Here is a 20,857-nt window from a genome sequence, read left to right as displayed (position 1 = left end):
CCTTTCTGACGGGGACAGTCACGTCTACGACTCCGTCAGTTGCTGGCGGTACTCAGTGGTGGTAATTCCGGCATAGCCCCAGTTATCGGTGTCGACCTCTTCAATGACGATATGAGTGAGGTGCGGGTCCTTATTGAGCACGGTTTGCATGGTTCTGGTTATCTGAGCGATGACTTGAGATTTCTGTTCTTTGGTGACGCCATCGCGAGTGATGCGAACGCTGATGAAAGGCATGGGAAAGTCTCCTGTTGGCGCCCCATCGACATGATGAGGTGGCAGTGGATGGACTTTAGGGCGTTGCTTTCAATGAATAAATGAGGGGCAGAGAACATCACTTACAACGCTGTGTAACCAATGACGGCCTGGCCTGTGGCATTGGTTTTTTGCTTTGTGTCTGGATATCCGATCGGCTGCGTTCTGCCGCTGACACGCGGGAGGATTTCACGGCGCAGTCTTTCCCATGCGCAGCGACGAAGGCTGTGGAGCATGGGAATGACTGGATGCCGCAGAGGAGGGCTGGGCGAGGGCGCGTAGGTGGAGTTTCGCAATGGGCCACTCGTTGTAGCAACTCAGGGGCTGCCGACAAGTTCCGCTCCATCTCTGGTCGAAACCGCCTACGGTATCAAGCGCATCTCGCGTAGTTTGTCGAACACGTCAAAAAATGCCTGATCGCTTGCCTGGTAGGCAGTAAAACCCATCATGCGACTTTTCGACATGTCCGTGACTACTTCGATGGGGCGGCCGAGGTCTGCATCGGTGTGCCATGGGGAAATCAGGCGATCAATGTCGGGTTCTTTCAAGCCGTGCTCCGCGACTATTTGCGTCCATACGGCATGATCGTCAGCCATCTGCTTCTCGAGGGGTGAAAGCGAAGCGGGATAATCGGCAGCAGGCAAGTTGAAGTATTCGGCGATCCGGCTCCACATCCATTTCCACCGGAATACGTCGCCATTAGTGACATTGAATGCCTGGTTGGCCGCAGCCGGCGTGGTGGCTGCCCACAATTGTTGTTTCGCCAACTGCCGCGCGTCCGTCATGTCGGTGAGGCTGTCCCACTGCACTCTGGATCCTGGAAACACAAAGGGGCGATGGGTGTGTTTGCAAATCGAGGCGTAGACAGCGAGGGTAGTCGCCATGTTCATCGCATTGCCGACAGCCACCCCAGTGACGGTGTGAGGGCGATGAACGCTCCAGGTGAAGCCGTCCTTTTCGGCAGCGGCGAAGAGCTCGTCCTCTTGGGCGTAATAGAAATTCTCGACATCCAGACGGCCCTGCTCCTCGCGAAACGGTGTCTGCGGCAGGCTGCCTTTACCGTACGCTTCGAACGGGCCCAGGTAGTGTTTCAGGCCAGTGACCAGTGCGACATGCTTGACACTTTTGGCTGGGCGAATGGCGGCGAGGACGTTGCGCACCATGGCGGCATTGACGCGTATGTTCTGCGCTTCCGTGGCTTGGCGCGACCATGTGGTAATAAATACATGAGTGGGCTTCAAACCCGCCAGCGCGCGGTCCAGCGAAGCCGGATCCTGAAGATCTGCCGCGACAGGGATCACGCCTTGCGCTTGCGACGGGTGCCTCGATAGCGCGGCGACTTGCCATTGGTTGTCGATGAGTAACTGCGTGATGGCGCTGCCGACGATGCCGCTGGCGCCCACGACTAAAGCGGTCTGGGTCATAGGTTTCTCCTGGATTCAGATGTCGGAGTACGTCCGGGTAACAGAGGTTCAACCTGAAATCCGTTAGAGTGTCCGCTCCCCCCCGTTGAAGCCTGTGAAAAATGAATCGTCCGCTGTTTGTCGCTCTGGATGGCCCCAAAGGCGTCGGCAAAACCTCGCTGTTGGAGGCCATCACTGAAGTCTTGAGGGCGGACAACCAGAAAGTCATCCGATTGTGCGAGAGAAAAAGCGACCCGTTCAGGGGCGAGACGATGCGTTTGGTGAACAGGCTCGTCCGGCATCCTGACCGGGATCTGGAGCTGGAAGTCTGCCAACGCCTGGCTGATAGCCGCAGCTGGATTTCCCGGCACGTGCTGAGCAAACAACCCACCGACAGCATTATCCTGATCGATCGCTGGTATCCCTCCGATGCTGCGTTTCGCCGGATAGTCCCGTTCGCCGAAATCCTGCAATTGAACCTGGATCGCAGCGTTCAGGTGCCAGACCTGCATGTCGGGGTGGTCACAGCGGCGCAGATTTCGTGGGCGAGGGCGGGGGCACGACGGCGCGGCTTGAGCAGTACAGTGCTTCGTGGCCTGGAAGAGCATGCCGCTTGTACTCGGGCGTTTGAGCAAGCCGCTATCGATCAGGGTTGGTTTTTATGCCGGAACGAGGGAACGATCGAGGAGGCGACGAGGCGGGTGGTCGCGCAGATAAATCAGGTGATGAGCTCCCGGTGTGTCCCCTTGGTCTGACGGCAGACCATGCCCTGCCGACGAGCGGCGCAAATATGACAAAGTATTTCACTGTTGAGCGAGGTCAAGTAATCAGGTTTATTCAGAGGTATCAAGATGAGATTTGCACGCTTTTGCCAGGCACTTTCCACGTGGGCAGGTAGCCCGAAGACCTTTTTGACTGCGATCCTTTTGATCATCGCCTGGGCTGGAACAGGGCCGTATTTTCATTACAACGACACTTGGCAACTCATCATCAACACCTCGACCACGATCATCACTTTTCTGATGGTGTTCCTCATTCAAAACACCCAGAACCGCGACAACGATATTTTGCATCTGAAGATCGATGAGCTGATACGAGCCACGAATGAAGCTCAGAATGCCACGTTGGGCCTGGAGAAGATGGAGGCGCGCGAACTCAGAAGGCTCCGTGATCGATATCGCGCGTTAGGCGAGTCGAGTCAGGTCGATGTAGCGCCTGCCCATGACGATCCGGGTCGTTAGAATACTGGCTGCGAGTTTTTTTTCGCCATCGTGACGATTCACAAGCGGCAATGTTTGCGGTCTTCAATCGTTCAGCACGGCTGGAAAATGCGCGCTCTGTTCCGGGGTAGTTCAGCGGTATAACACTCGGCGTCAAAACTCAAGGGATCGGGTATTTTCAGGATGTACTCACGCGCCTGCCAACTCAGCGCGCGAGTGCCGTTGGACAACTGTTGCCACTGTGGGCCAGTCCGGATCAGGTTTTGAAAAGCTCCGCGCCCATGAAATCGATGAATGCGCGCAGCTTCGGCGACCGGTGCTTGCTCGATGGCCAAAGCATGCGGAAGGTGCCCTGATGCTGGTTGAAGTCGTCCAGCACCGTCACCAGTTCGCCGGCCGCAATGGCATCACGCACCATGAAGTCCGGCAGGCAGGCGATTCCAAGGCCATCACGGGCGACGTGAAACAGGGCCTCGGTGGTGTTGCATACCATCGAGGCCAAGAGGACGGGTTCTGCCTCGCCCTCCTGCCTGCGCAAGGGCCACGACTCGAGCTTTCCGATACTCGGGAACTTATGTTGCAGGCAGGCGTGGCCCGTCAGGTCGGCGGGCTCGCGCGGAGTGCCGCGCGCGGTGAAGTACCGGGGCGAGGCAACTAGCAGCAGCTTGAAAGTGCCCAGTGCGCGGGACATCAGCCGGGAATCAGTCGGGTCTCCGGTGCGAATGACCGCATCGAACCCGTCCTCGATTACGTCGACCATCCGATCCGAGAAATCCACGTCCAGTTCGATGGCGGGGTAGCGGTGCATGAAGGCCGTCAGCGCCGGCATGACCAAGCTGCCTACCAACGGCATGCTCAGGCGCAGCTTGCCTTGGGGCGCTTGCCGGGTTTGCGACAGTTCCAATTGCGCCGCCTCGACCTCGCAGAGGATGCGTCTGCAACGCTCCAGGAACAGCGTGCCCTCGGCGGTCAGCGTGATACTGCGCGTGCTGCGGTGCAGCAGGCGTACGCCCAGTCGCTCCTCCAGCCGGGCCACGCTCTTTCCCACGGCGGAAGACGAGACGCCGAGCACGCGCCCAGCTTCCGAAAAGCTACGGGCTTGCGCCGCCTGCACGAAGAACGCGATGCCATTGAGCGAATCCATTCTTCACCGTTCTAGGAAAATTTGTCCGATATGTTCGGAACCTTAGCCCATTTTTCTTAATCGAGCCCGCACTTACTCTCACGGCTGCACAGGTTGGATGCGGCTGTCCTGGCTTTCGAGATATGTGACGCCTGCCTGACCCTCTAATGACTCTTTGCGGATGTTTCCCATGACACAATCCCTGACCGCCACAAGCGGTACCACCGGACGCGACTGGCTGCAACTGCTTGCCGCCTGCCTTACCGGCATTCTGATCCCGCTGTGCTTCACCGGGCCGGCCGTCGTGCTGCCGTCAATCAGTCAGGAACTGGGCGGGACGGCGGTGCAACTGAACTGGGTGGTCAACGGCTACATCCTGACCTACGGTAGCGCCATGATGGCGGCCGGCAGCCTGACCGACACCTATGGCCGCAAGCGCGTGTGGCTGGTCGGCCTGGCGCTATTCGTGCTGATAACGTTCTCGATCCCGCTGGCGCCGACGGTCGGCTGGATCGACGGGCTGCGCCTGGCGCAAGGGCTGGGCGGCGCAGCCGCCTTCGCGGGCGCCATGTCCTCGCTGGCACAGACCTTCCACGGCCCGATCCGTACACGCGTGTTCAGCCTGCTCGGCACCACGTTTGGCATCGGCCTGGCCTTCGGCCCGCTGGCGGCAGGCTTGCTGGTGGAGGTGGCGGGCTGGCGCTGGGTGTTCCTGGCGACGGCGCTGATCGGCGTGGCCGGTTTCCTGCTGGTGTGGGTCAGCGCCACAGAGTCGCGCGACCCAGACTCTACCGGCCTGGACTGGCCCGGCGCCCTCAGCTTCACCGCCGCGCTGAGCTTGTTCACCTACGGCATCCTGCTAGCGCCGGAAGAAGGCTGGCGCAGCGCTTCGGTGCTCGGCACGTTATTGGCCTCAGTGGTGCTATTCATCGCCAAGGTTTATTGTGATGCCCGATCAAAAAAAAGAATATCATTTATCTCTAATAATCAATCACATACCTTGATTAACTTTTAAAAAATAGACTGACGCGGCAGAAAAGCTAGCAATAGTCTATTTTTTGAACGTGACGTCGTATCGTGTTCGGCAGCCAATTTCGATCGTTGATAGAGACTGATGTAAGTCGCCGCTCGGCAGACTTCGCCTAGATTAGCGTTGTGGAGAGTACATCCATGGCAAATCAGCTAACCCCTGGGGAACTCATTGTCGCCAAGGGAAAAGTTGCGAAAGTCAAACAGGTATTTAGTGACAAAACGATAAGGGTAACAATTGTCGACTCTGGTGAAGTAATACTGGTGTCGGCGCGCGACATTCAGCGAATCCCTAGTGTTACGGCAATTAATGGTAGTGATCATGGGGAGGGTTTGAATGTCAATGATTACACCGTTGATCAACTTTCATTGGCAGCTGAGCGTTTTGAAATTATCAGAAAGTGGAAGGTTGAGGGAGGGGTAGTCACTAAGTACTGTTCTTTACTGGGTGTATCAAAGAGTTACTTCTATCGTTTGGCTAAAATTTTTGACGCTGACGTAGGCCCACTATCTTTAATTGCGCAGACACGGGGTGTCAAGAAAGGCGTTACGAGACTGGATGAGTCGGTTGAGGTCATAATTTTCAAGGCTGCTAAAAAATTCAAGTCGAAAGGAGCCAGCTACAGCAAAGTGTGGAGCGAGGTGGATGTTGCATGTAAGGAGCAAGGTTTTTCATGCCCTTCCAAAGATACGGTATTGAGGCGTGTACGCTTAATCCTCTCAGAAAAAACAAGAATGAGAATTAAAGAAGGTCCTGATGCCGCGACGCAAGAATTTTCAGCTCGCCCGGGTAAAAAAAATCTTGAAAGGCCGCTGCAATGGGTACAGATGGATCACACCCTCGTCGATATAATTCTGTTGGCTGATGATCGCATAAATATTATTGGACGCCCGTGGCTGACAATTGTAATTGATGTCTATACCAGGGTTATTCTTGGTTACTATCTTAGCCTTTACGTCCCGTCTACTGTTTCAGTGGCTTGCGCTCTTAGTCATTCTGTCCTTCCTAAAGTAAACTTTTCGGCAAGTGTTGGCTTGGATCCAGAAGACTACCCCTACTATGGAAAGCCTGAAGTCCTTCATATGGACAATGCCGCAGAGTTCACCAGCCCAAAATTTAAAGTAGGGTGTGAATCTTTTGGGATTTCCCCCGAATACCGACCTGTAGGAAGAAAACATTTTGGCGGTCATGTTGAACGGCTGATAGGCACGTTCATGACTACTAAGGTGCATTTCTTGCCGGGGACTACAATGTCAAATTCTGTTGCGCGCAGAGGACTTAACAGCGAAAGAAATGCAACCATGACCTTCTCTGATTTTTTTCGCTGGTTCTCTCGCGAAGTAGTTGTCTATCACTCAACAGTTCATAGCGCATTAAAGTGTAGCCCGCGACAAGCGTGGACAAACTATTTCGCGCCCAACGGAGGGCTTCCTTACCCCCCGGCAGGCTTGAATTCCGAGCAATTAAAGATTTGGTTCATGCCTCAAGAAGACCGAAAAATTAATCCTGGTGGCATTAATTTGCATGGCCAAGTTTATTGGGATCCTATATTGGGGTCTCATGTGGGGACTAGAAATGTCATAGTCAAATATGACCCGTACGATATGAATGTTGTATGGGTGAAATTGGATGGCCAATTTTGCCCAATACACCTGTCTGACGTAACCGTTGAGGCTCCTACCTATGAGGAATATCGTGCCGGCAAGCTCTATCGTCACCCAGTCCGCATCGGAGCCATAGATAGTGATGGCGGGTTAAAAGCCTACAGAGGGAAGCAAAAAATTGAAGAGGAAAGTAAAAAGTTAACGCAGAAGGAAAGACGCCGAGAGGCCGCTGAAAAAGTCTATACTGAGGCAAATCCAAATCCTAGAAGTAGTAGCTTTAACGCTGACAGGGAACATATCAAGCCAAATTATTCAGCCTCTCCAAAAAAATTTCGACCTGGGGATGAGTCATGAGTGATGAGCACGTCCGGTCGGACATCAGAAAATATTTGTCTTCTAATATTGATACGCGAATAGCCTTAATTCATCAAGAAATATGGGTGAACAATAACTCTAGTGCAGCTGTTTTTCGCATGATGAATAATATCGCGGATGTACCAGATCGTATGAGTGCGCCTGCTTTGCTTGTGGTTGGCCCAGGTGGCTCTGGAAAGACGGCTATAATATCTAAGATTCCAAACCATGTAAAAAGGAGTGCAGGGTTGATTTTTGTCTCCTTGGCTGCATCCCCAGAAATAGATACCAAAAAAAGCCTTAAAGATGAGATAGCTTTAGCGCTCGGAATACCAGTTGGCTCTGGCTCAAGTCGCCGAAGTAGCTCTGACCTGCCAAGCGAGATTAGAGAGGTTATTAGGCTGAGGCAAATTTGGGGGCTGGTGATCGACGAGTTTCATGATGCACTGCTACGCTCGAAGCAAGAGCAGCGTTTTAACATGTCTATTCTTAAAAAGCTGCTCGGCCCTGAATATGGATTGAAACTATTTTGCTTTGGCACTGCTAGTGCGCGCAACGCACTTAAATCCAATTATGAATTTAAGAGACGTTTTCACGAAGTTGCTCTTGATGACTGGATAGAGAGTGAGGAGTTCAGGTCATTCCTCTTGGAGGTAGAGGAGTCCCTACCGCTAAAACAGCCATCACATTTGTACTCTGAGGAGATGGTAGGCACTATTTTATCTATGTCGAATGGGCGCATGGACAAAACACTCGAATTGATAAGGGCGGCTGCCTGTTATGCCATAAAAATGGGGGGGGAGAAGGTGGATGTTGATATGCTGCGGCGAGCAAACAAGAATCCTTGGGGCTATTAGTAGTGAGTTTCTCTGGCTTGCCAACACCAAGTTCTGAAGAAACACTTTCATCTTGGTTGTTTCGATGCAGCATTAATCCAAACGCCGCTGGCTTCCCTCGATTATCATCAACAGAACGCCCAGCGTATTGGTGGGAGGGTGTGGAGATCAAATATTCGGACCCAGACTCAGAATTCTTATCCGCCAGCCAGCGATTAAGTTGTGTAGCCGGGGACATTACCCCTGAACTATTACGAAATTTTTTTTGCCTTCGAGGCGATAAATTAGTCGAATGGAGGTATCGCCGTTTTTTTTGCCCTGATTGCTTACGCGATGATGTGGCGAATGGTCGTTTGCCTATATGGCGGAAGGACTGGTGTTACATTTATTCTTGTGTCTGCGCTGCCCATGATCGAGAGTTGGTGAGACTAGTTGATACACCGCGTTACTCAAGGGCATGGGATGCGTTTGTCCAAAGCTGCAATTCGATATCAAACAATGCCTCCATAGAGGAAACTCTATTCTTTCGTTTTTGCTCAAGTACCTTCACAAAGATTGAGCATGCTCTGATCAGTAGAGACAATCAACAACCTACATTGCACGATTTATTTTATAGGCTATTCAATATTTTCCTTCAATGTCCCTTTCGTGGTAGTAGAGGCGGAATCGCTAGAATCCACTTGCAAACGAGGAAAGATGCACGAGCACCCGACGCAAGCTCTTTTGAGCAGAGTATATTATTGGGGGCGTCCACGGCCGATCCATCAAGTAGATTTGGTAGTTTGGTCTTAACCGCATCACTACTGGAGATTATCCCCTACTCAAGGTTTTTGATATTTACTAAACTGTGTGAGAAAAGAAGGGGCGGGATGCTGATCCCAAGAGACCTGCATAAGGCAGCGATTTTTCCATATATCAACAGGGCAGGCTATGAAACCTTGTACCGTTTTTTAGGGGGTTTCCCTAGGAAAGATTTTCCGTTGCTAGATCGCCATCTTCAACTTCAAGAACATTCGTATGTTCAAGATGGTGTCCTTGGCAAGCGTCTATTCGGATACTCACAATGAGCTATTAAATGCGCATGCCTATCGTTGCCGGCTGGCTGCAAGGAGAAAAACTCCACATGCTAGATGCACGCAGGGCTTTTAACATTTAATTTCCTGCTAGTTAATGTAAGGATTATGCCGAGATTAAGGAAAATCAGGACATAAGACCTGTATATTATTGATATAAAGCAGTTTATATATTTGCGCCTTGCCCCTCCTGCGTCATACCTGCGAGCGTCTATGCTGATCTTTTTGCATGCTTGGGTGCTAAGCGATGGCTGCTTTGGAGAGAACGGCATACCCACGACTCCGCAGCTATTCGTTTCCTCAGAAGAGCTTGGCTGGATTTCCAGAACAGCGCAATCCTGCTCTTTCGCTTGGGCTGACGGTTCAGTTCAAGGTATTTCAATGACACCGGCGAGAGCGAGGCGACGACCTTGTTTGATGCAGCCTTCAATTACCAGATTGCCAAGGACACGGATCTGGCGGTCAATGTCAGTAATCTTTTGGATGAGCAGCATGTCGTGGGCTCCGGAACTGCGGATTACTACAATCCGGGCCGAGAACTCACCGCCAAGCTGAGCTACAGCTGGTGAGCCTGTCAGTAATGGCTCCTGTTGTGGTGGTATCTCGTGTTCTGGCCGCGATCTTCGGCTGCTATGCATTCGTCTAGGGCGTGGCGGCGCTGAATGGGGTTGGGGTCGATTACCATGCCGCCGAGCAGGCGATGATGATGCTGGCCTTCGTCCTGTATCTCGCGCTGTTTCCGCAGCCAGTCTGTGGCGGGTCTCGATGGTACTGGCGCTCGGCAGCGTCTTGATGCTGGCTGTTGCCTGGCAGCTGCAGCGCATGATCATCGGATAGGAGCAGAGCCATGCTGAACAACTTTCGCCAATCCATGGCCTGGGTACACACCTGGTTCGGTTTGGTGCTGGGCTTCGTGCTGATGGTCGTCTTCTTTTTCGGTGCACTGTCGGTGTTCGACCGCGAGATCGATCGTTGGGCGATCCCCGATACGCGCTTCGAGCCGCAGCCTATGCCGTCCTACAACAACCTGCTGAAACAGGTATTTGCCGATCTCAAACCGCATCCGGTGGATATGGCGGCAACCAAAGGGCGGGTAATCGGCGACCTGCCGGCGCCGGAAACCATGCCCATGGTCTCGCTCTATGCCTACACCACCCACCGAGATCCCGTGCTGAGCATTGGTGGCGAGTTTGGTATCCCCAACCAGCCAAAGGACCCAGCGGATGATCAATCGTAAGATCTTCAAGGAGTTTTTCACCTTCCGTCCGCGCAAGCGGACCCAGCGCAGCGCGCTGGACCTGCATAACATGACTGGCGTGGTGGCGTTGCCGTTCCACTTCTTTTTTGCCTTCACCGGTTGGTGATCTTCGCGTCGATGTACTACTTCCCGGTCTCCGGGACCTTGCTCAAACCGCTGCATAATCGGCATGAGGTGATCGAGGCGGCGCATACCGGCTTGCCCCATGATGAGGCCGGTGTGCCCGCGAAGATGGCCTCCGCCAATGCCATGGTGGCCGAGGCCAAGCGCATCTGGGCTACGCGCGATATGCCGGGAGAGGTCGGGCTGCTGACTATCGAGCATCTAAATGACGCCAACGGCTACGTCAGCATCTACCGCGCCGGCAGTGATCGTGTGGCGCTGGTCGGGGAGGGCATTCACTTCAAGGCCAGTACCGGCGAGCTACTGCGCAACGACCCGCCGAGTGACCCGGTTGGTTCCGTCAATCAATTTCTCACCGGCTTGCACCTGCAGCACTTCGAACACTGGGCGCTGCGCTGGCTGTACGTGGCGGGCGGTCTGCTCGGCTGTGTGTGCATCGCCAGCGGTTTTGTGTTCTTCGTCGAGATACGCAAGCAGGAGCACGCCCGACTCGGGCTGCAGGGCTGTCGGTTGGTTGACGCCATGGCAGTCACCACGGTTACCGGCATGCTGCTGGCAGCGGTCGCCATGCTGGCGGCCAACCGGCTGCTGCCTGAGCCCATGCCTGGCCGTGGCGAATGGGAAAAGTGGGTGTTCTGGGGTGCCTGGCTGCTGAGTTTGCTGCATGCGCTGTTGCGTAGTGCACCAGTGGCCCAGGCGCGGCACAATCCGGCCTGGCGCTGCTCTGCGTCGCTGCGGTGCTGCTCAACTGGATCACCACGGGGGACCACCTGGTCAAAAGGATGCTGCTTGAACCCTACTGGGCCGTGGCCGGCGTCGATCTGAGCCTGTTGGCCTGCGCGCTGATAGCGCTACTCACCGCGCGTCGTCTGGCAAGGCCGGTTGAGGGTAAGCGTCCGGCGAACTCACCTTCCGAACTCCAGCATTAAGGGCGATGGTGTCCGCGTATTTTTAAGCGGACGCGATCACCCTTATCGCCAGGATTTCCATGCGCCAACGAAGCTCTTATCCCAAACCATTCAAAGCCCAGGTCGTTCAGGAATGCCTGCAACCTGGCGCAACCGTGTCCAGTGTCGCCATCAGCCACGGCATCAATGCCAACGTCATCCGCAAATGGCTGCCGCTCTATCGAGATCAGCCCGCAGCGGCTTCACTACCGGCTTTCGTCCCGCTAAAAGCCCCACCTAAACGGTCAGTCGAAACGTCAGTGATCATCGAGTTGCCCGTGGCCGGGCAAGTGATTACGGTGAAATGGCCAGCCTCGGATCCCGAGGGTTGTGCGCAATTTATTCGGGCTGTCGCTCAATGATCCGCATCGATGCCATCTGGCTGGCCACCGAGCCGATGGACATGCGCGCTGGCACCGAGACGGCATTAGCCCGGGTGATTGCGGTGTTCGGTGCGGCGAAGCCGCACTGCGCTTATCTGTTCGCCAATCGCCGGGCTAATCGAATGAAAGTGCTGGTGCACGATGGCGTCGGCGTCTGGCTCGCAGCGAGACGACTGAACCAAGGCAAGTTCCATTGGCCCGGCATTCGCCACGGCGGCGAGGTCGAACTCGACAGCGAACAACTCCAGGCATTGGTGCTGGGCCTGCCGTGGCAGCGCGTCGGTGCAGGCGGTGTGATTAGCGTGCTGTAAACGCCGGCCATTTGGCCGGTCTGCTTGTCGTCGCCCCGTGCCTGCTCTGGCACAATTGGCGGCATGACTTTCTCGCCCAGCCTCGACCAGATGACCCCGGAACAGCTTCGTGCCTTGGCGGCACAGGCGTTGCAGTTGCAGTCCCAGGTCGAGGCGATGAGCAGGAAGATTCAGAACGATGAAATCCTCATCGAACAGTTCATGTTCGAAATCGCCCTGCTCAAACGGCACAAGTTCGCCAAGCGCAGCGAACAAATCAGCCCGGCGCAAAGCAGCTTGCTGGATGACCTGCTCGACACCGACCTTGAGGCTATCGAGGCCGAGCTGAAACAGCTTCTTCCCGCTGCGCCACAGGTCGAACCACGGCAATCGCCGAAACGTGCGCCATTGCCGCCACAGTTTCCACGCACGGTGATTCGTCACGAACCCGAAAACACCCAGTGCGCCTGTGGCTGTCAACTTCAACGCATCGGCGAAGACGTCAGCGAGAAGCTGGATTACACGCCGGGCGTGTTTACCGTCGAGCAACATGTGCGGGGCAAATGGGCCTGTCGCCAGTGCGAAACCCTGATCCAGGCGCCGGTGCCGGCGCAGGTTATCGACAAAGGTATACCGACCGCAGGCCTACTGGCCCACGTGATGGTGGCCAAGTTTGCCGATCACTTGCCGCTGTACCGGCAGGAGAAAATCTTTGGTCGCGCCGGACTGGCAATTGCGCGCTCGACCTTGGCGCAATGGGTCGGAGAAACTGGCGTGAGACTTCAACCGCTAGTTGATGCTCTGCGTGAGGCGGTGTTGAACCAGCGTGTGATTCACGCCGATGAAACACCGGTGCAAATGCTTGCGCCAGGCGAGAAGAAAACCCACCGGGCCTACGTCTGGGCCTACAGCACGACGCCGTTTTCGGCGCTCAACGCGGTGGTTTACGACTTCAGCCCAAGCCGTGCCGGACAACATGCACGCAACTTCCTGGGCGACTGGAACGGTAAGCTGGTTTGCGATGACTTCGCTGGCTACAAGGCCGGATTTGAGCAAGGCATCACTGAAATCGGCTGCATGGCTCACGCCCGTCGCAAGTTTTTCGATCTGCACGTGGCGAACAAAAGTCAGCTGGCCGAACAAGCGCTGCACTCGATCAGCGGCTTGTACGAAGTCGAACGCCAAGCGCGGGAAATGAGTGATGAAGATCGGTGGCGAATACGTCAGGAACTGGCGGTACCGATCCTCAAAAAACTGCATGACTGGATGTTGGCCCAGCGCGACCTGGTGCCCAACGGATCAGCCACGGCCAAAGCCCTCGACTACAGCCTGAAACGCTGGGTAGCGCTGACGCGCTACCTGGACGATGGAGCTGTGCCGATCGACAACAATCAAGTCGAGAACCAGATACGGCCCTGGGCACTCGGGCGCTCGAACTGGCTGTTTGCCGGGTCGCTACGCAGTGGTAAACGGGCTGCGGCAATCATGAGCCTGATCCAGTCGGCGCGTATGAATGGGCATGATCCGTATGCCTATCTCAAAGATGTGCTGACTCGGTTGCCAACACAGAGGGCCAGTGAGATCGGGCAGCTGCTGCCACATCAGTGGGTGCCTGCCTAACTTACGCAAGGTGAGTTGGGCGGACGCTTACGGTTGAGGTCGCGGACCGGACTCGCATCGGTGGGGTGGCCTATGAGTAATGCAGGTCTGTGGTTGCTGGGTGCCGCCGCCAGCATGGGCTTGGCGACCAGTTGGTTGGCGTTGTCCCTGCCGGCGCACTGGCGCCAGGTGTTCAGCGCCGACGAGGTTGCGCCGGACTATCTACGCAGCCTGGGCTGGCTGGCGCTGATGGTATCGGCTGTGTGCTGCTTCAAGGCTGACCATCCGTCGATGGCGGTGCTGGTCTGGCTCACCCTGTTGCCGGTCGCCGCCGTAGCAACGGCCATAACGCTGAGCTACCGGCTGGGGCTGCTGCGCCTGTTTTGCCCGTTATTTCTGCGCACTCGATAAGAGTGCGCGGCTTCTGTATCTGCAACATTGTGGTTGATCCGATCGTACTGCTCACCTCAAACCGGGCGAGCTTGTTCACACTGGATACGCCGACCATCCCATGTCACCTCGTTGTGGGATGCTTGCAGGATCGAGCGACGCGAACTCTTACCAACGTATTTGCGCTCTAGCGTCGGCAACAGTTGGCTGACCTCGGTTCGTTTCCGGCTAACACCCGCCCCCAACGTTTAAAGGCGCTAGACGCGATGCAGGTCGAGCCGAACGACATTCTGGCAGGAACTGTGTTGAAGTCGCAATCCGGGTTGTACCGTCCGCTTCTGGCCGTTTGCGGAAGCTAGAGGTATTTAGCCCGACAGTAGGATCACTGTTACGGTGAAAAGTGTTCGTAGGCGTCAGAGCGTCCCTTGGGCAGATCTGCCTGCTGGAGCACCCGCCGCAATCGGGAAAGAATGTTCCGTTCAATACCCTGTTCCCTGCGGCAAAATGGCCGACATCACACCTTACCATTCAGAACGGCGGTACCGAACACTTCCCATATCAAGAGCAGATGGTCGGCGTGTCGCTATCTCAGGCGCCCTCGAAGGGTTAGACATCGCATGTGCACAGGCCCTCCGGAACAGCATGGAACGCCTGCCGAAGGTCCCTTGGGGAGTAGCCTTGCCGGATCAGTGGAGGCGTGACTCTTCAAGGCTTGCGTCACGCTAAGCACGTGTCATCGATGTTTGTTGCGATGGGCGAGGTCTATCACTCGAATTCATGCAGTGGCTATTCGCGACTGAATTCATGCTCGCTGTTGATTGCGAGCAAGAAAGCCCGCGCGCCGGGCAGCAGAGCAACTGGCGACGTTGCGATCAAATGCTTTTTGGGATCGGTTGCCGATTCGATTCCATGTCGAACCTACTCAAGTCTCAGGCAACCCTTCAAGCTCGTGATTTCTCGATGGATTTTTTTCAGTAAGTCTTCGGGTTTTAGTTCGGGTGTTTGCCTTTGATAAGCCAGGAACAGAAGCGTTAGGGGATGAATGCCAATGATCTCAGCAATCTGCTCAACCTTTTCAATCGATGGTTTCCATTTGCCGCGCTCGATCGCACTGATATAGCTCTGACTAGGCCCAAGCCCTTCCTGAGGCATATCCTTCGAAATACGTAGATTCCTGATCACCAAACCAAGCGCTTCATTCAGTTCCATTTGCTGTCTCGCAAAAGGAACGATGAAGCCTTTTTAGTGCTTCTGGAGCTATGCTATATACAGCTTAAAAGAGGGTGTGCTGATGTTTATTACGTACAAGCGCGCTGAAATCATGTATCCAGCGCTGTTTGGAGACGACTCCCAGATGTGGCGATTCGTCGAGCTCGATGATCATCGCCCTTGGTTTTACGTGATGATTAACCGCCGCCAGAAGGCAGCCGCATGGAGGACGATGCTCTTGATTCCAACGGAGGATGAGTTCGAGCAGATGCTAGTGAAACGCGCTGAAGGAACACTGATTGAGGCAGTTCAGGTGGTGTTGCCATCGCGGCTGAATGGATCCGGTAATTGGACGATGGAGATGCTCATAGAGCTCGTTAGGGTCTATGATCAGGACGAGCGAGTCATGGGTTACGACTTTAAGACGGCCTCGGGCCATACCTACTCTCAAAGAGACTGCCGCCACACCTTGGCTGCAGCAAAGCAACAAATTTACTGCTCTTCGATGCGTCTTGTTTGAAGGAGGGGTCGCTGACTGGAGCAAGCCTTGAAGGAGTGCTAAAGACGCCCACGTCAGCGCCATGGCATCAGTGGCGCGCATCGCGCACATGCAATTTGCTAGTTCGTCCAGAACGGATAGCTTGGATCGTCTGTCGCCGATCAGCACTGCCCCAAGTGCGGTCTTATCTGCGCCGCAAATGCTGCACAAAATGGCGTCCGCCATTAACTCGATCTGCCGACCGTACAACAGGCCATGCCGAAAGGTACGCATGGCGAGATAGGGCGGGATCCGGGCTCATTGTGGTCCGCCTGTGCCAGGCGTTGGCGACGCCTGACCGTACAGGCGGTTACCGGAGTGATGCTGGCGGGTCGCAGGCTCGCTGCAGCAAGCTGATTCACTGGACCCAAAGGAGCCTCTCAATGAAAATCACAGCGGCGGAACAGTTCGAATGCGTCAGTGACGTCCTTTGTGATGTTTGCGGCGATAGTACGCGTGTTGAAGGATATGGGTTGCAATTTGGGACCCTTCAGGGCAGTTGGGGATTCGGCTCGGTTCATGATGGTGAGCGTTATGAGGTCCATCTCTGCGAACCCTTTTTTTCAGAACAATGGCCGACCTGAAGAGCGCGCGGATGGTGAATACCATGTTCATCGACGTCGACGAAGACTTAGGCAATTTCGGACGGGTCGCTCGCGATGATTTTTTTCAATGACGGAGGCAGCTTGGCTTGATAGGTAACTCCAGCTGGACCAACATTTGCCGAGTCTCGGGTATGCAGGTGATGGCGGGGTGAAAAGCTTGGATTTAGCTGTTTATCGGCCCATTCCCGCTGTTCGCTATTCCTATTAACGCGGGTGCATATGGACCCCGTCTGCAATCCGTACTCCCCTGGCGCTGGTACGCCTCCACCTGAGCTGGCAGGTCGCGATCAACTGCGCGAGCGGGTCCGTCAGTCGATCGGGGGAATTCGCGTGGGCCGACCTGCCAAAAGCGTAATCCTGGTTGGGGTGCGGGGTGTCGGCAAAACAGTACTGTTGAACCAGATGCTGCGAGATGCCGAAGCCTCGGGCAATCTCGCCGTCTACGTTGAGTCATCCGAGTATCGCTCTCTGCCAGCGATACTCGCGCCACAGCTCCGTCTCGCCTTGCTGCGGCTGAGCTGTATCGTACCTGCCAAGAACGCAGCGATAACTGGACTGCGAGCCTTAGCCGGTTTTGCCAAGGCTTTGGAGCCGAAGTTCAGCGATCTCAAGGTCGGTATTGACTACGAAGCCGAGGCAGCTCTGGCGGGCAAAGGTGATCTCGAGGAGGAATTTACAACCCTGCTGACTAAACTCGGTGAAGCCGCCAAAGCAGCTCACACCGTCCTTGTTATTTTCGTGGATGAGCTGCAAAACGTAGCAGAAGAACAGCTCGCCGCGCTTATCGCAGCGCTGCATCGCGTCTCGCGATTGATCTTGCCGGTTGCCCTCGTCGGTGCAGGCCTCCCACAACTCCGACACCCTGCTGGACATGTGAAAAACCACGCGAAGCGCCTCTTCGACTACCTAGAGGTCGGTTCGCTGGAGCCACACCAGACGCGTCTGGCCTTTGTAAAACCAGCGGAGGCCGAGGGCGTGACTGTAGACTCAGAAGCGGCCGACATGGTTGCTCACCTCACACGCGGCTACCCTTATTTCATTCAAGAGTGGGGCAGTCATGTCTGGGACGCAGGGCAGAATAACCACATCACGCTTGCAGACGTCCAGAAGGCGTCCGGGCACGTTATTGCTGCTCTGGACGAAGGTTTTTTTAGGGTAAGACTCGACCGAATGACCGTGGCAGAACACATTTATTTGCGCGCCATGGCTTCGCTTGGGGAGGGGCCTCATCGTTCGGGCGACATTGCGGCATCCCTGGGCCGTACAAGCCGATCTCTCACCTCAATTCGCAACTCCCTGATTAGCAAAGGGATGATCTGGTCGCCGCCCCACAACGGCGCCGCTTTTACCGCGCCGCTGTTCGATCTGTACATGTGCCGGATCATGCCCGGTGACAGCTGGCGGTCTAGCCTTCCAAGGGCTGACGGCATTTTTTGTCCACCTGAAGAGGGCTCAGATGCTTAGAAGCGAATGCACTCATCTTGCTACGGCTACGATGGTTTGTTCACATCAAGGCTGCTGTCACATCGACTCGAATTTGCACGTACGCTGTGGAGTGCTGAGCGGCTAAGTCGAGGCTTCACTGTGTGCGTCAAAAATGGGATCGACTTACCTGTGATCGGGGCGTAGGGTCGCTCATGGATATCTTTTCTACGGGCAGCATCGACATCAGGCTGGCAGGAGCAGAGAACAGAGCATGAGCGAACTCAGTGATGATGAAATAGACCGACTAGAGGCAATGATTCCTAAGCTGGCCGCCGTCGCCACTAATGCTGCGTATCTGCGTGCGGTTGCCGCAGGGCATTCACTGATAATGGCGAAGGATGGCGTGCTCGTACAAATTCATCCTGACGGTTCGGAAAAAAAGCTTCGCGACTTGTGCAGCAAGCACAGGGTCGAGTCTGGTAAGACTTTCAGTGTGGGTATTTGAAGCGCACCTGCCGACCAGGCGTATTCATAAGGCGAGCGCAGGCCACAGCGACTGGTAAGCACTTGACTATCTTGCCCCTGCGACGGAGCCTTCGCTGTCTAGCGCAGGGCCGCCAGCTGTTTGCTTAACTACCCGAGTAGACGAAGCATGCTGAGATGCTGGCTGCTTGGGCGTCGCCATGCGGTCATGTATTGGTTACACCCGGAGTTGCGAGTGCCCAGCTGGGGTTGCGCATCAATTCCGCTACCGTGCAATGGACTCATAACCAGGAGCTCCACCTCTCAATAGGACACGCGTGCGCGGCATTTTCCGACGCGGTGCGTCGACCGCTAGTCAGGCTGGTTGGTTGGGCCTGATGGGGCGGGCAGGGGTTGAAGCAACATCGAGGCGCGGCTGCTCAGCAGCACTCCGGCTTGGAAGTAGCCCATAACGGTTTCGACACTGCGATGTTCAGTCATGGCCATCACTTCACCCAATGGGGCCCCCTGGCGACCCGCTTCCGTTACAAAGCCCGAGCGTAAGCTGTGCGCGGCCCAGTCGCCGTCGAGGCCAGCCAATTTGGCGCGGCGCTGAACGATCCGTGCTACCTGATCAGACGATAGTCCGAACGGGCTGACTTTGCCGCCCTTGTAGAGGCGCCGAAAAAGCGGACCGGTATCGGCGGGCGCGGCGATGAGCCAAGCCGTCAACGCGTGTGCAGCGCGACCCAGCAGAGGTTTTTCGCGACGGGATCCCGTGGTGTCTGTTTTGGTGACGCCCAGCGTATAGAGCCAAGTGTCTTCATCCAGTTTGCGCACATCGTCGACCTGCAGGCCGGTCACCTCGGATCGACGACGCCCGCCGCCACTCCACGCCATCAGGAGGAGGGCGCTATCACGAGTACCGCGAATGCCATCCGTACAGGTCGCCAACATGGCCTCCAGAGCCTCCACCACAGCTGCCGTCTTTTTGCGGACAACTACCCCCTGGCGCGCCTGGGCTTTTCGCGCATCTCGCAGCAGCGTTTTCACTGCCAGTGCTTCAGTTGGGCTTTCCCAGTTGTTGAAGCGATGCCACCTGCCCAGTGCCGAAAGCCGATGACATACCGTGTTGTAGCTCAGAGGTCCCGGCTTTGCCTTCACACGTGCCGCGACTAACGCGGCATCGATGGTCGGCGGTAGCAGATAGGTCCATGCACCATTTGCCAGTGGGCGCGCCAGGTGATCCACCACGAACTGAATGACTACAGTCGACTGTACAGGCGCATCGCCCATCGCAACGCCGTAGCGCAGGTGCAGCCAAGCCGACCAGTAGGCGAGGGCGCTGCGATAGCTCCGTACCGTGTTTTCGGCGGTGCCGCTGGCAACAAAGCCTGCGGCCGCCTCCTGAGCCTTCAACGCCAATCTACTGGGGTCTAGGGTGGGCTCGTCGATCAACGGCATCTGATCAGTAATATATGATACGTCCAACGTATTATATTTCCACTATCCAATAAATAAGGTCGGATAATCTTTAATTATCCAAGGTGAGGCGATTTTTTCGTCGTTTGGCAGTCGCTCACCAGTACATCAAGGGGATGTGCGTCGATGAGCCACGAGATCGAGCGGTACCTGCAGGCCGGTACCCGCCCCAACACCCGGCGCAGCTACCGGCAAGCGCTCGAGCACTTCGAGGTCGCCTGGGGCGGCTTTCTGCCGGCGACCAGCGATGCCATCGTGCGTTACTTGGTCGATCACGCCGCCACGTTGTCCAGCAACACCCTCAAGCTGCGCCTGGCGGCCTTGGCGCAGTGGCATGTCAGCCAGGGCTTCCCGGATCCGACCAAGACCCCGCTGGTTCGTCAGATCCTCAAGGGCATTCGTACCTTGCACCCGAAGCCGGAGAAGCAGGCCGAACCGCTGCAGCTGCGCGAACTGGAGCAGTGCGTGGCGTGGCTGGAGCGGGCGGGCGAGAAAGCACTGGACGAGGGCGACCTGCCGCAGCTGTTGCGCTGCTGGCGTAATCGCGCATTGCTGCTGATCGGCTTCTGGCGCGCCTTTCGCAGCGACGAACTGTGCCGCCTGCAGGTCGAGCACATCCAGGTACGGCCGGGGGAGGGCATGCAGCTGTTCCTGCCGTGGAGCAAGGGCGACCGTGACAACCAGGGACAGACCTACAGTGCGCCGGCGCTGGCCCGCCTCTGCCCGGTGCAGGCCTACAACGACTGGATCTGTGTCGCCGGCATCGCCCGCGGTCCGGTGTTCCGCGGCATTGACCGCTGGGGTCACCTGCGCGAGCAGGGCCTGCACCCGCACAGCGTCATCCCGCTGCTGCGGGCGGTACTGAAAGCGGCCGGATTGCCCGCCGAGTTGTATAGCAGCCACTCCCTACGCCGTGGCTTTGCCACCTGGGCCACGCGCAGTGGCTGGGACCAGAAGGCGTTGATGGGCTATGTCGGTTGGCGCGATGCCAAGTCGGTACTGCTCTATGTGGACAGCACCGGCTTTTTCCCCGGGCAACTGCGGCCGATGGTGCCAGGCCTGGAGGCGGAGGCTTTGTCGAGTTTGCCTCGTCCAATTGCACTGCCGGGCAGTTGACCGCCTCAAGCCATTCAGCACTTCCGGTGATGGCTGCTTTGTTTCCGCGGAGCAATTACACCCAATGCTGGGCTTTGGCCTTGATGTGGCTGGTGTTATTGATACGTATCGAAAGGGCGACGGTAAACCATGAGA

At 56.0% G+C, this 20,857-nt stretch carries 22 protein-coding genes and 1 pseudogene; 18 read left to right on the top strand and 5 right to left on the bottom strand.

From position 1 onward, the window contains the following. Window positions 1–24: 24 nt before the first annotated feature. Window positions 25–234, bottom strand: coding sequence for a 4-oxalocrotonate tautomerase family protein (locus ACIGDJ_RS00925; protein WP_101160178.1), 210 nt, complete (start codon window positions 232–234; stop codon window positions 25–27). Between the two features lie 380 nt (window positions 235–614). Further along, window positions 615–1,676: an SDR family oxidoreductase gene (locus ACIGDJ_RS00920; protein WP_397478134.1), complete on the bottom strand. Its 1,062-nt coding sequence runs from the start codon at window positions 1,674–1,676 to the stop codon at window positions 615–617. Between the two features lie 101 nt (window positions 1,677–1,777). On the opposite strand from ACIGDJ_RS00920, the gene ACIGDJ_RS00915 reads away from it, so the two are divergent. Then, the gene (locus tag ACIGDJ_RS00915) at window positions 1,778–2,410 is read left to right on the top strand and encodes a dTMP kinase (protein ID WP_101160183.1); all 633 of its coding nucleotides are present in this window, start codon (window positions 1,778–1,780) and stop codon (window positions 2,408–2,410) included. Between the two features lie 96 nt (window positions 2,411–2,506). Then, window positions 2,507–2,896, top strand: coding sequence for a low affinity iron permease family protein (locus ACIGDJ_RS00910; protein ID WP_397478133.1), 390 nt, complete (start codon window positions 2,507–2,509; stop codon window positions 2,894–2,896). Window positions 2,897–3,131: 235 nt separating this feature from the next. On the opposite strand, the gene ACIGDJ_RS00905 is transcribed toward ACIGDJ_RS00910, so the two are convergent. Beyond that, the gene (locus ACIGDJ_RS00905; RefSeq protein ID WP_397478132.1) at window positions 3,132–4,019 is read right to left on the bottom strand and encodes a LysR family transcriptional regulator; all 888 of its coding nucleotides are present in this window, start codon (window positions 4,017–4,019) and stop codon (window positions 3,132–3,134) included. A gap of 169 nt (window positions 4,020–4,188) precedes the next feature. On the opposite strand from ACIGDJ_RS00905, the pseudogene ACIGDJ_RS00900 reads away from it, so the two are divergent. From ACIGDJ_RS00900 to ACIGDJ_RS00850, 11 genes and pseudogenes are all read left to right on the top strand, one after another. After that, window positions 4,189–4,926: pseudogene (locus tag ACIGDJ_RS00900) on the top strand (MFS transporter); the annotation flags it as partial. A gap of 242 nt (window positions 4,927–5,168) precedes the next feature. Then, entirely contained in the window at window positions 5,169–6,986 is a 1,818-nt protein-coding gene (locus ACIGDJ_RS00895; RefSeq protein WP_024075432.1) for a Mu transposase C-terminal domain-containing protein, read from the top strand. Next, window positions 6,983–7,843, top strand: coding sequence for a TniB family NTP-binding protein (locus ACIGDJ_RS00890; RefSeq protein ID WP_024075431.1), 861 nt, complete (start codon window positions 6,983–6,985; stop codon window positions 7,841–7,843). Before ACIGDJ_RS00895 ends, ACIGDJ_RS00890 begins: the two co-directional genes overlap by 4 nt. Before the next feature lie 1,462 nt (window positions 7,844–9,305). Beyond that, complete coding sequence (locus tag ACIGDJ_RS00885) at window positions 9,306–9,464, top strand: TonB-dependent receptor (RefSeq protein WP_023628987.1); 159 nt, start codon at window positions 9,306–9,308, stop codon at window positions 9,462–9,464. A gap of 278 nt (window positions 9,465–9,742) precedes the next feature. After that, window positions 9,743–10,132: a PepSY-associated TM helix domain-containing protein gene (locus tag ACIGDJ_RS00880; protein WP_090515957.1), complete on the top strand. Its 390-nt coding sequence runs from the start codon at window positions 9,743–9,745 to the stop codon at window positions 10,130–10,132. Then, the gene (locus tag ACIGDJ_RS00875) at window positions 10,119–10,259 is read left to right on the top strand and encodes a PepSY domain-containing protein (protein ID WP_196448528.1); all 141 of its coding nucleotides are present in this window, start codon (window positions 10,119–10,121) and stop codon (window positions 10,257–10,259) included. Before ACIGDJ_RS00880 ends, ACIGDJ_RS00875 begins: the two co-directional genes overlap by 14 nt. Window positions 10,260–10,270: 11 nt before the next feature. Further along, entirely contained in the window at window positions 10,271–11,101 is an 831-nt protein-coding gene (locus tag ACIGDJ_RS00870) for a PepSY-associated TM helix domain-containing protein (RefSeq protein ID WP_196448527.1), read from the top strand. A gap of 163 nt (window positions 11,102–11,264) precedes the next feature. Then, the gene (gene tnpA / locus ACIGDJ_RS00865) at window positions 11,265–11,585 is read left to right on the top strand and encodes an IS66-like element accessory protein TnpA (RefSeq protein ID WP_071576116.1); all 321 of its coding nucleotides are present in this window, start codon (window positions 11,265–11,267) and stop codon (window positions 11,583–11,585) included. Beyond that, complete coding sequence (tnpB, locus tag ACIGDJ_RS00860) at window positions 11,582–11,917, top strand: IS66 family insertion sequence element accessory protein TnpB (protein ID WP_033902865.1); 336 nt, start codon at window positions 11,582–11,584, stop codon at window positions 11,915–11,917. The genes tnpA and tnpB overlap by 4 nt, the downstream gene beginning before the upstream one ends. Window positions 11,918–11,980: 63 nt before the next feature. Continuing rightward, on the top strand, window positions 11,981–13,516 hold the full coding sequence (gene tnpC, locus ACIGDJ_RS00855) for an IS66 family transposase (protein ID WP_033902866.1): 1,536 nt from the start codon (window positions 11,981–11,983) through the stop codon (window positions 13,514–13,516). Window positions 13,517–13,588: 72 nt separating this feature from the next. Further along, a complete protein-coding gene (locus tag ACIGDJ_RS00850) occupies window positions 13,589–13,906 on the top strand; it encodes a DUF3325 family protein (RefSeq protein WP_024075430.1) in 318 nt (105 codons plus the stop codon). 897 nt (window positions 13,907–14,803) lie between these two features. Here ACIGDJ_RS00850 and ACIGDJ_RS00845 read toward each other — a convergent pair. Continuing rightward, window positions 14,804–15,094: a helix-turn-helix domain-containing protein gene (locus tag ACIGDJ_RS00845; RefSeq protein ID WP_023628984.1), complete on the bottom strand. Its 291-nt coding sequence runs from the start codon at window positions 15,092–15,094 to the stop codon at window positions 14,804–14,806. Window positions 15,095–15,176: 82 nt separating this feature from the next. On the opposite strand from ACIGDJ_RS00845, the gene ACIGDJ_RS00840 reads away from it, so the two are divergent. From ACIGDJ_RS00840 to ACIGDJ_RS00825, 4 genes are all read left to right on the top strand, one after another. Next, the gene (locus tag ACIGDJ_RS00840; protein ID WP_023628983.1) at window positions 15,177–15,614 is read left to right on the top strand and encodes a hypothetical protein; all 438 of its coding nucleotides are present in this window, start codon (window positions 15,177–15,179) and stop codon (window positions 15,612–15,614) included. Between the two features lie 401 nt (window positions 15,615–16,015). After that, a complete protein-coding gene (locus ACIGDJ_RS00835) occupies window positions 16,016–16,216 on the top strand; it encodes a hypothetical protein (protein ID WP_370694611.1) in 201 nt (66 codons plus the stop codon). 240 nt (window positions 16,217–16,456) lie between these two features. After that, the gene (locus ACIGDJ_RS00830) at window positions 16,457–17,701 is read left to right on the top strand and encodes an ATP-binding protein (protein WP_023628980.1); all 1,245 of its coding nucleotides are present in this window, start codon (window positions 16,457–16,459) and stop codon (window positions 17,699–17,701) included. Window positions 17,702–17,933: 232 nt separating this feature from the next. Beyond that, a complete protein-coding gene (locus tag ACIGDJ_RS00825; protein ID WP_023048074.1) occupies window positions 17,934–18,167 on the top strand; it encodes a hypothetical protein in 234 nt (77 codons plus the stop codon). A 329-nt stretch (window positions 18,168–18,496) separates the two neighbouring features. Here the strand turns inward: ACIGDJ_RS00825 and ACIGDJ_RS00820 are convergent, their stop codons facing one another. Next, complete coding sequence (locus ACIGDJ_RS00820) at window positions 18,497–19,615, bottom strand: site-specific integrase (RefSeq protein ID WP_028688847.1); 1,119 nt, start codon at window positions 19,613–19,615, stop codon at window positions 18,497–18,499. A gap of 117 nt (window positions 19,616–19,732) precedes the next feature. Between ACIGDJ_RS00820 and ACIGDJ_RS00815 the strand changes: the two genes are divergently transcribed. After that, window positions 19,733–20,722 carry a site-specific integrase gene (locus ACIGDJ_RS00815; protein ID WP_023628979.1) on the top strand — a complete coding sequence of 330 codons (990 nt, stop codon included), beginning with the start codon at window positions 19,733–19,735 and terminating at the stop codon, window positions 20,720–20,722. Window positions 20,723–20,857 lie beyond the last annotated feature (135 nt).

Origin of the sequence: Pseudomonas sp. NPDC079367 (assembly GCF_044542195.1) — a bacterium.
Lineage (GTDB): Bacteria > Pseudomonadota > Gammaproteobacteria > Pseudomonadales > Pseudomonadaceae > Aquipseudomonas.
Note: the sequence above shows the minus strand (reverse complement) of the source record. Positions and strands in the feature narration are given on the sequence as shown.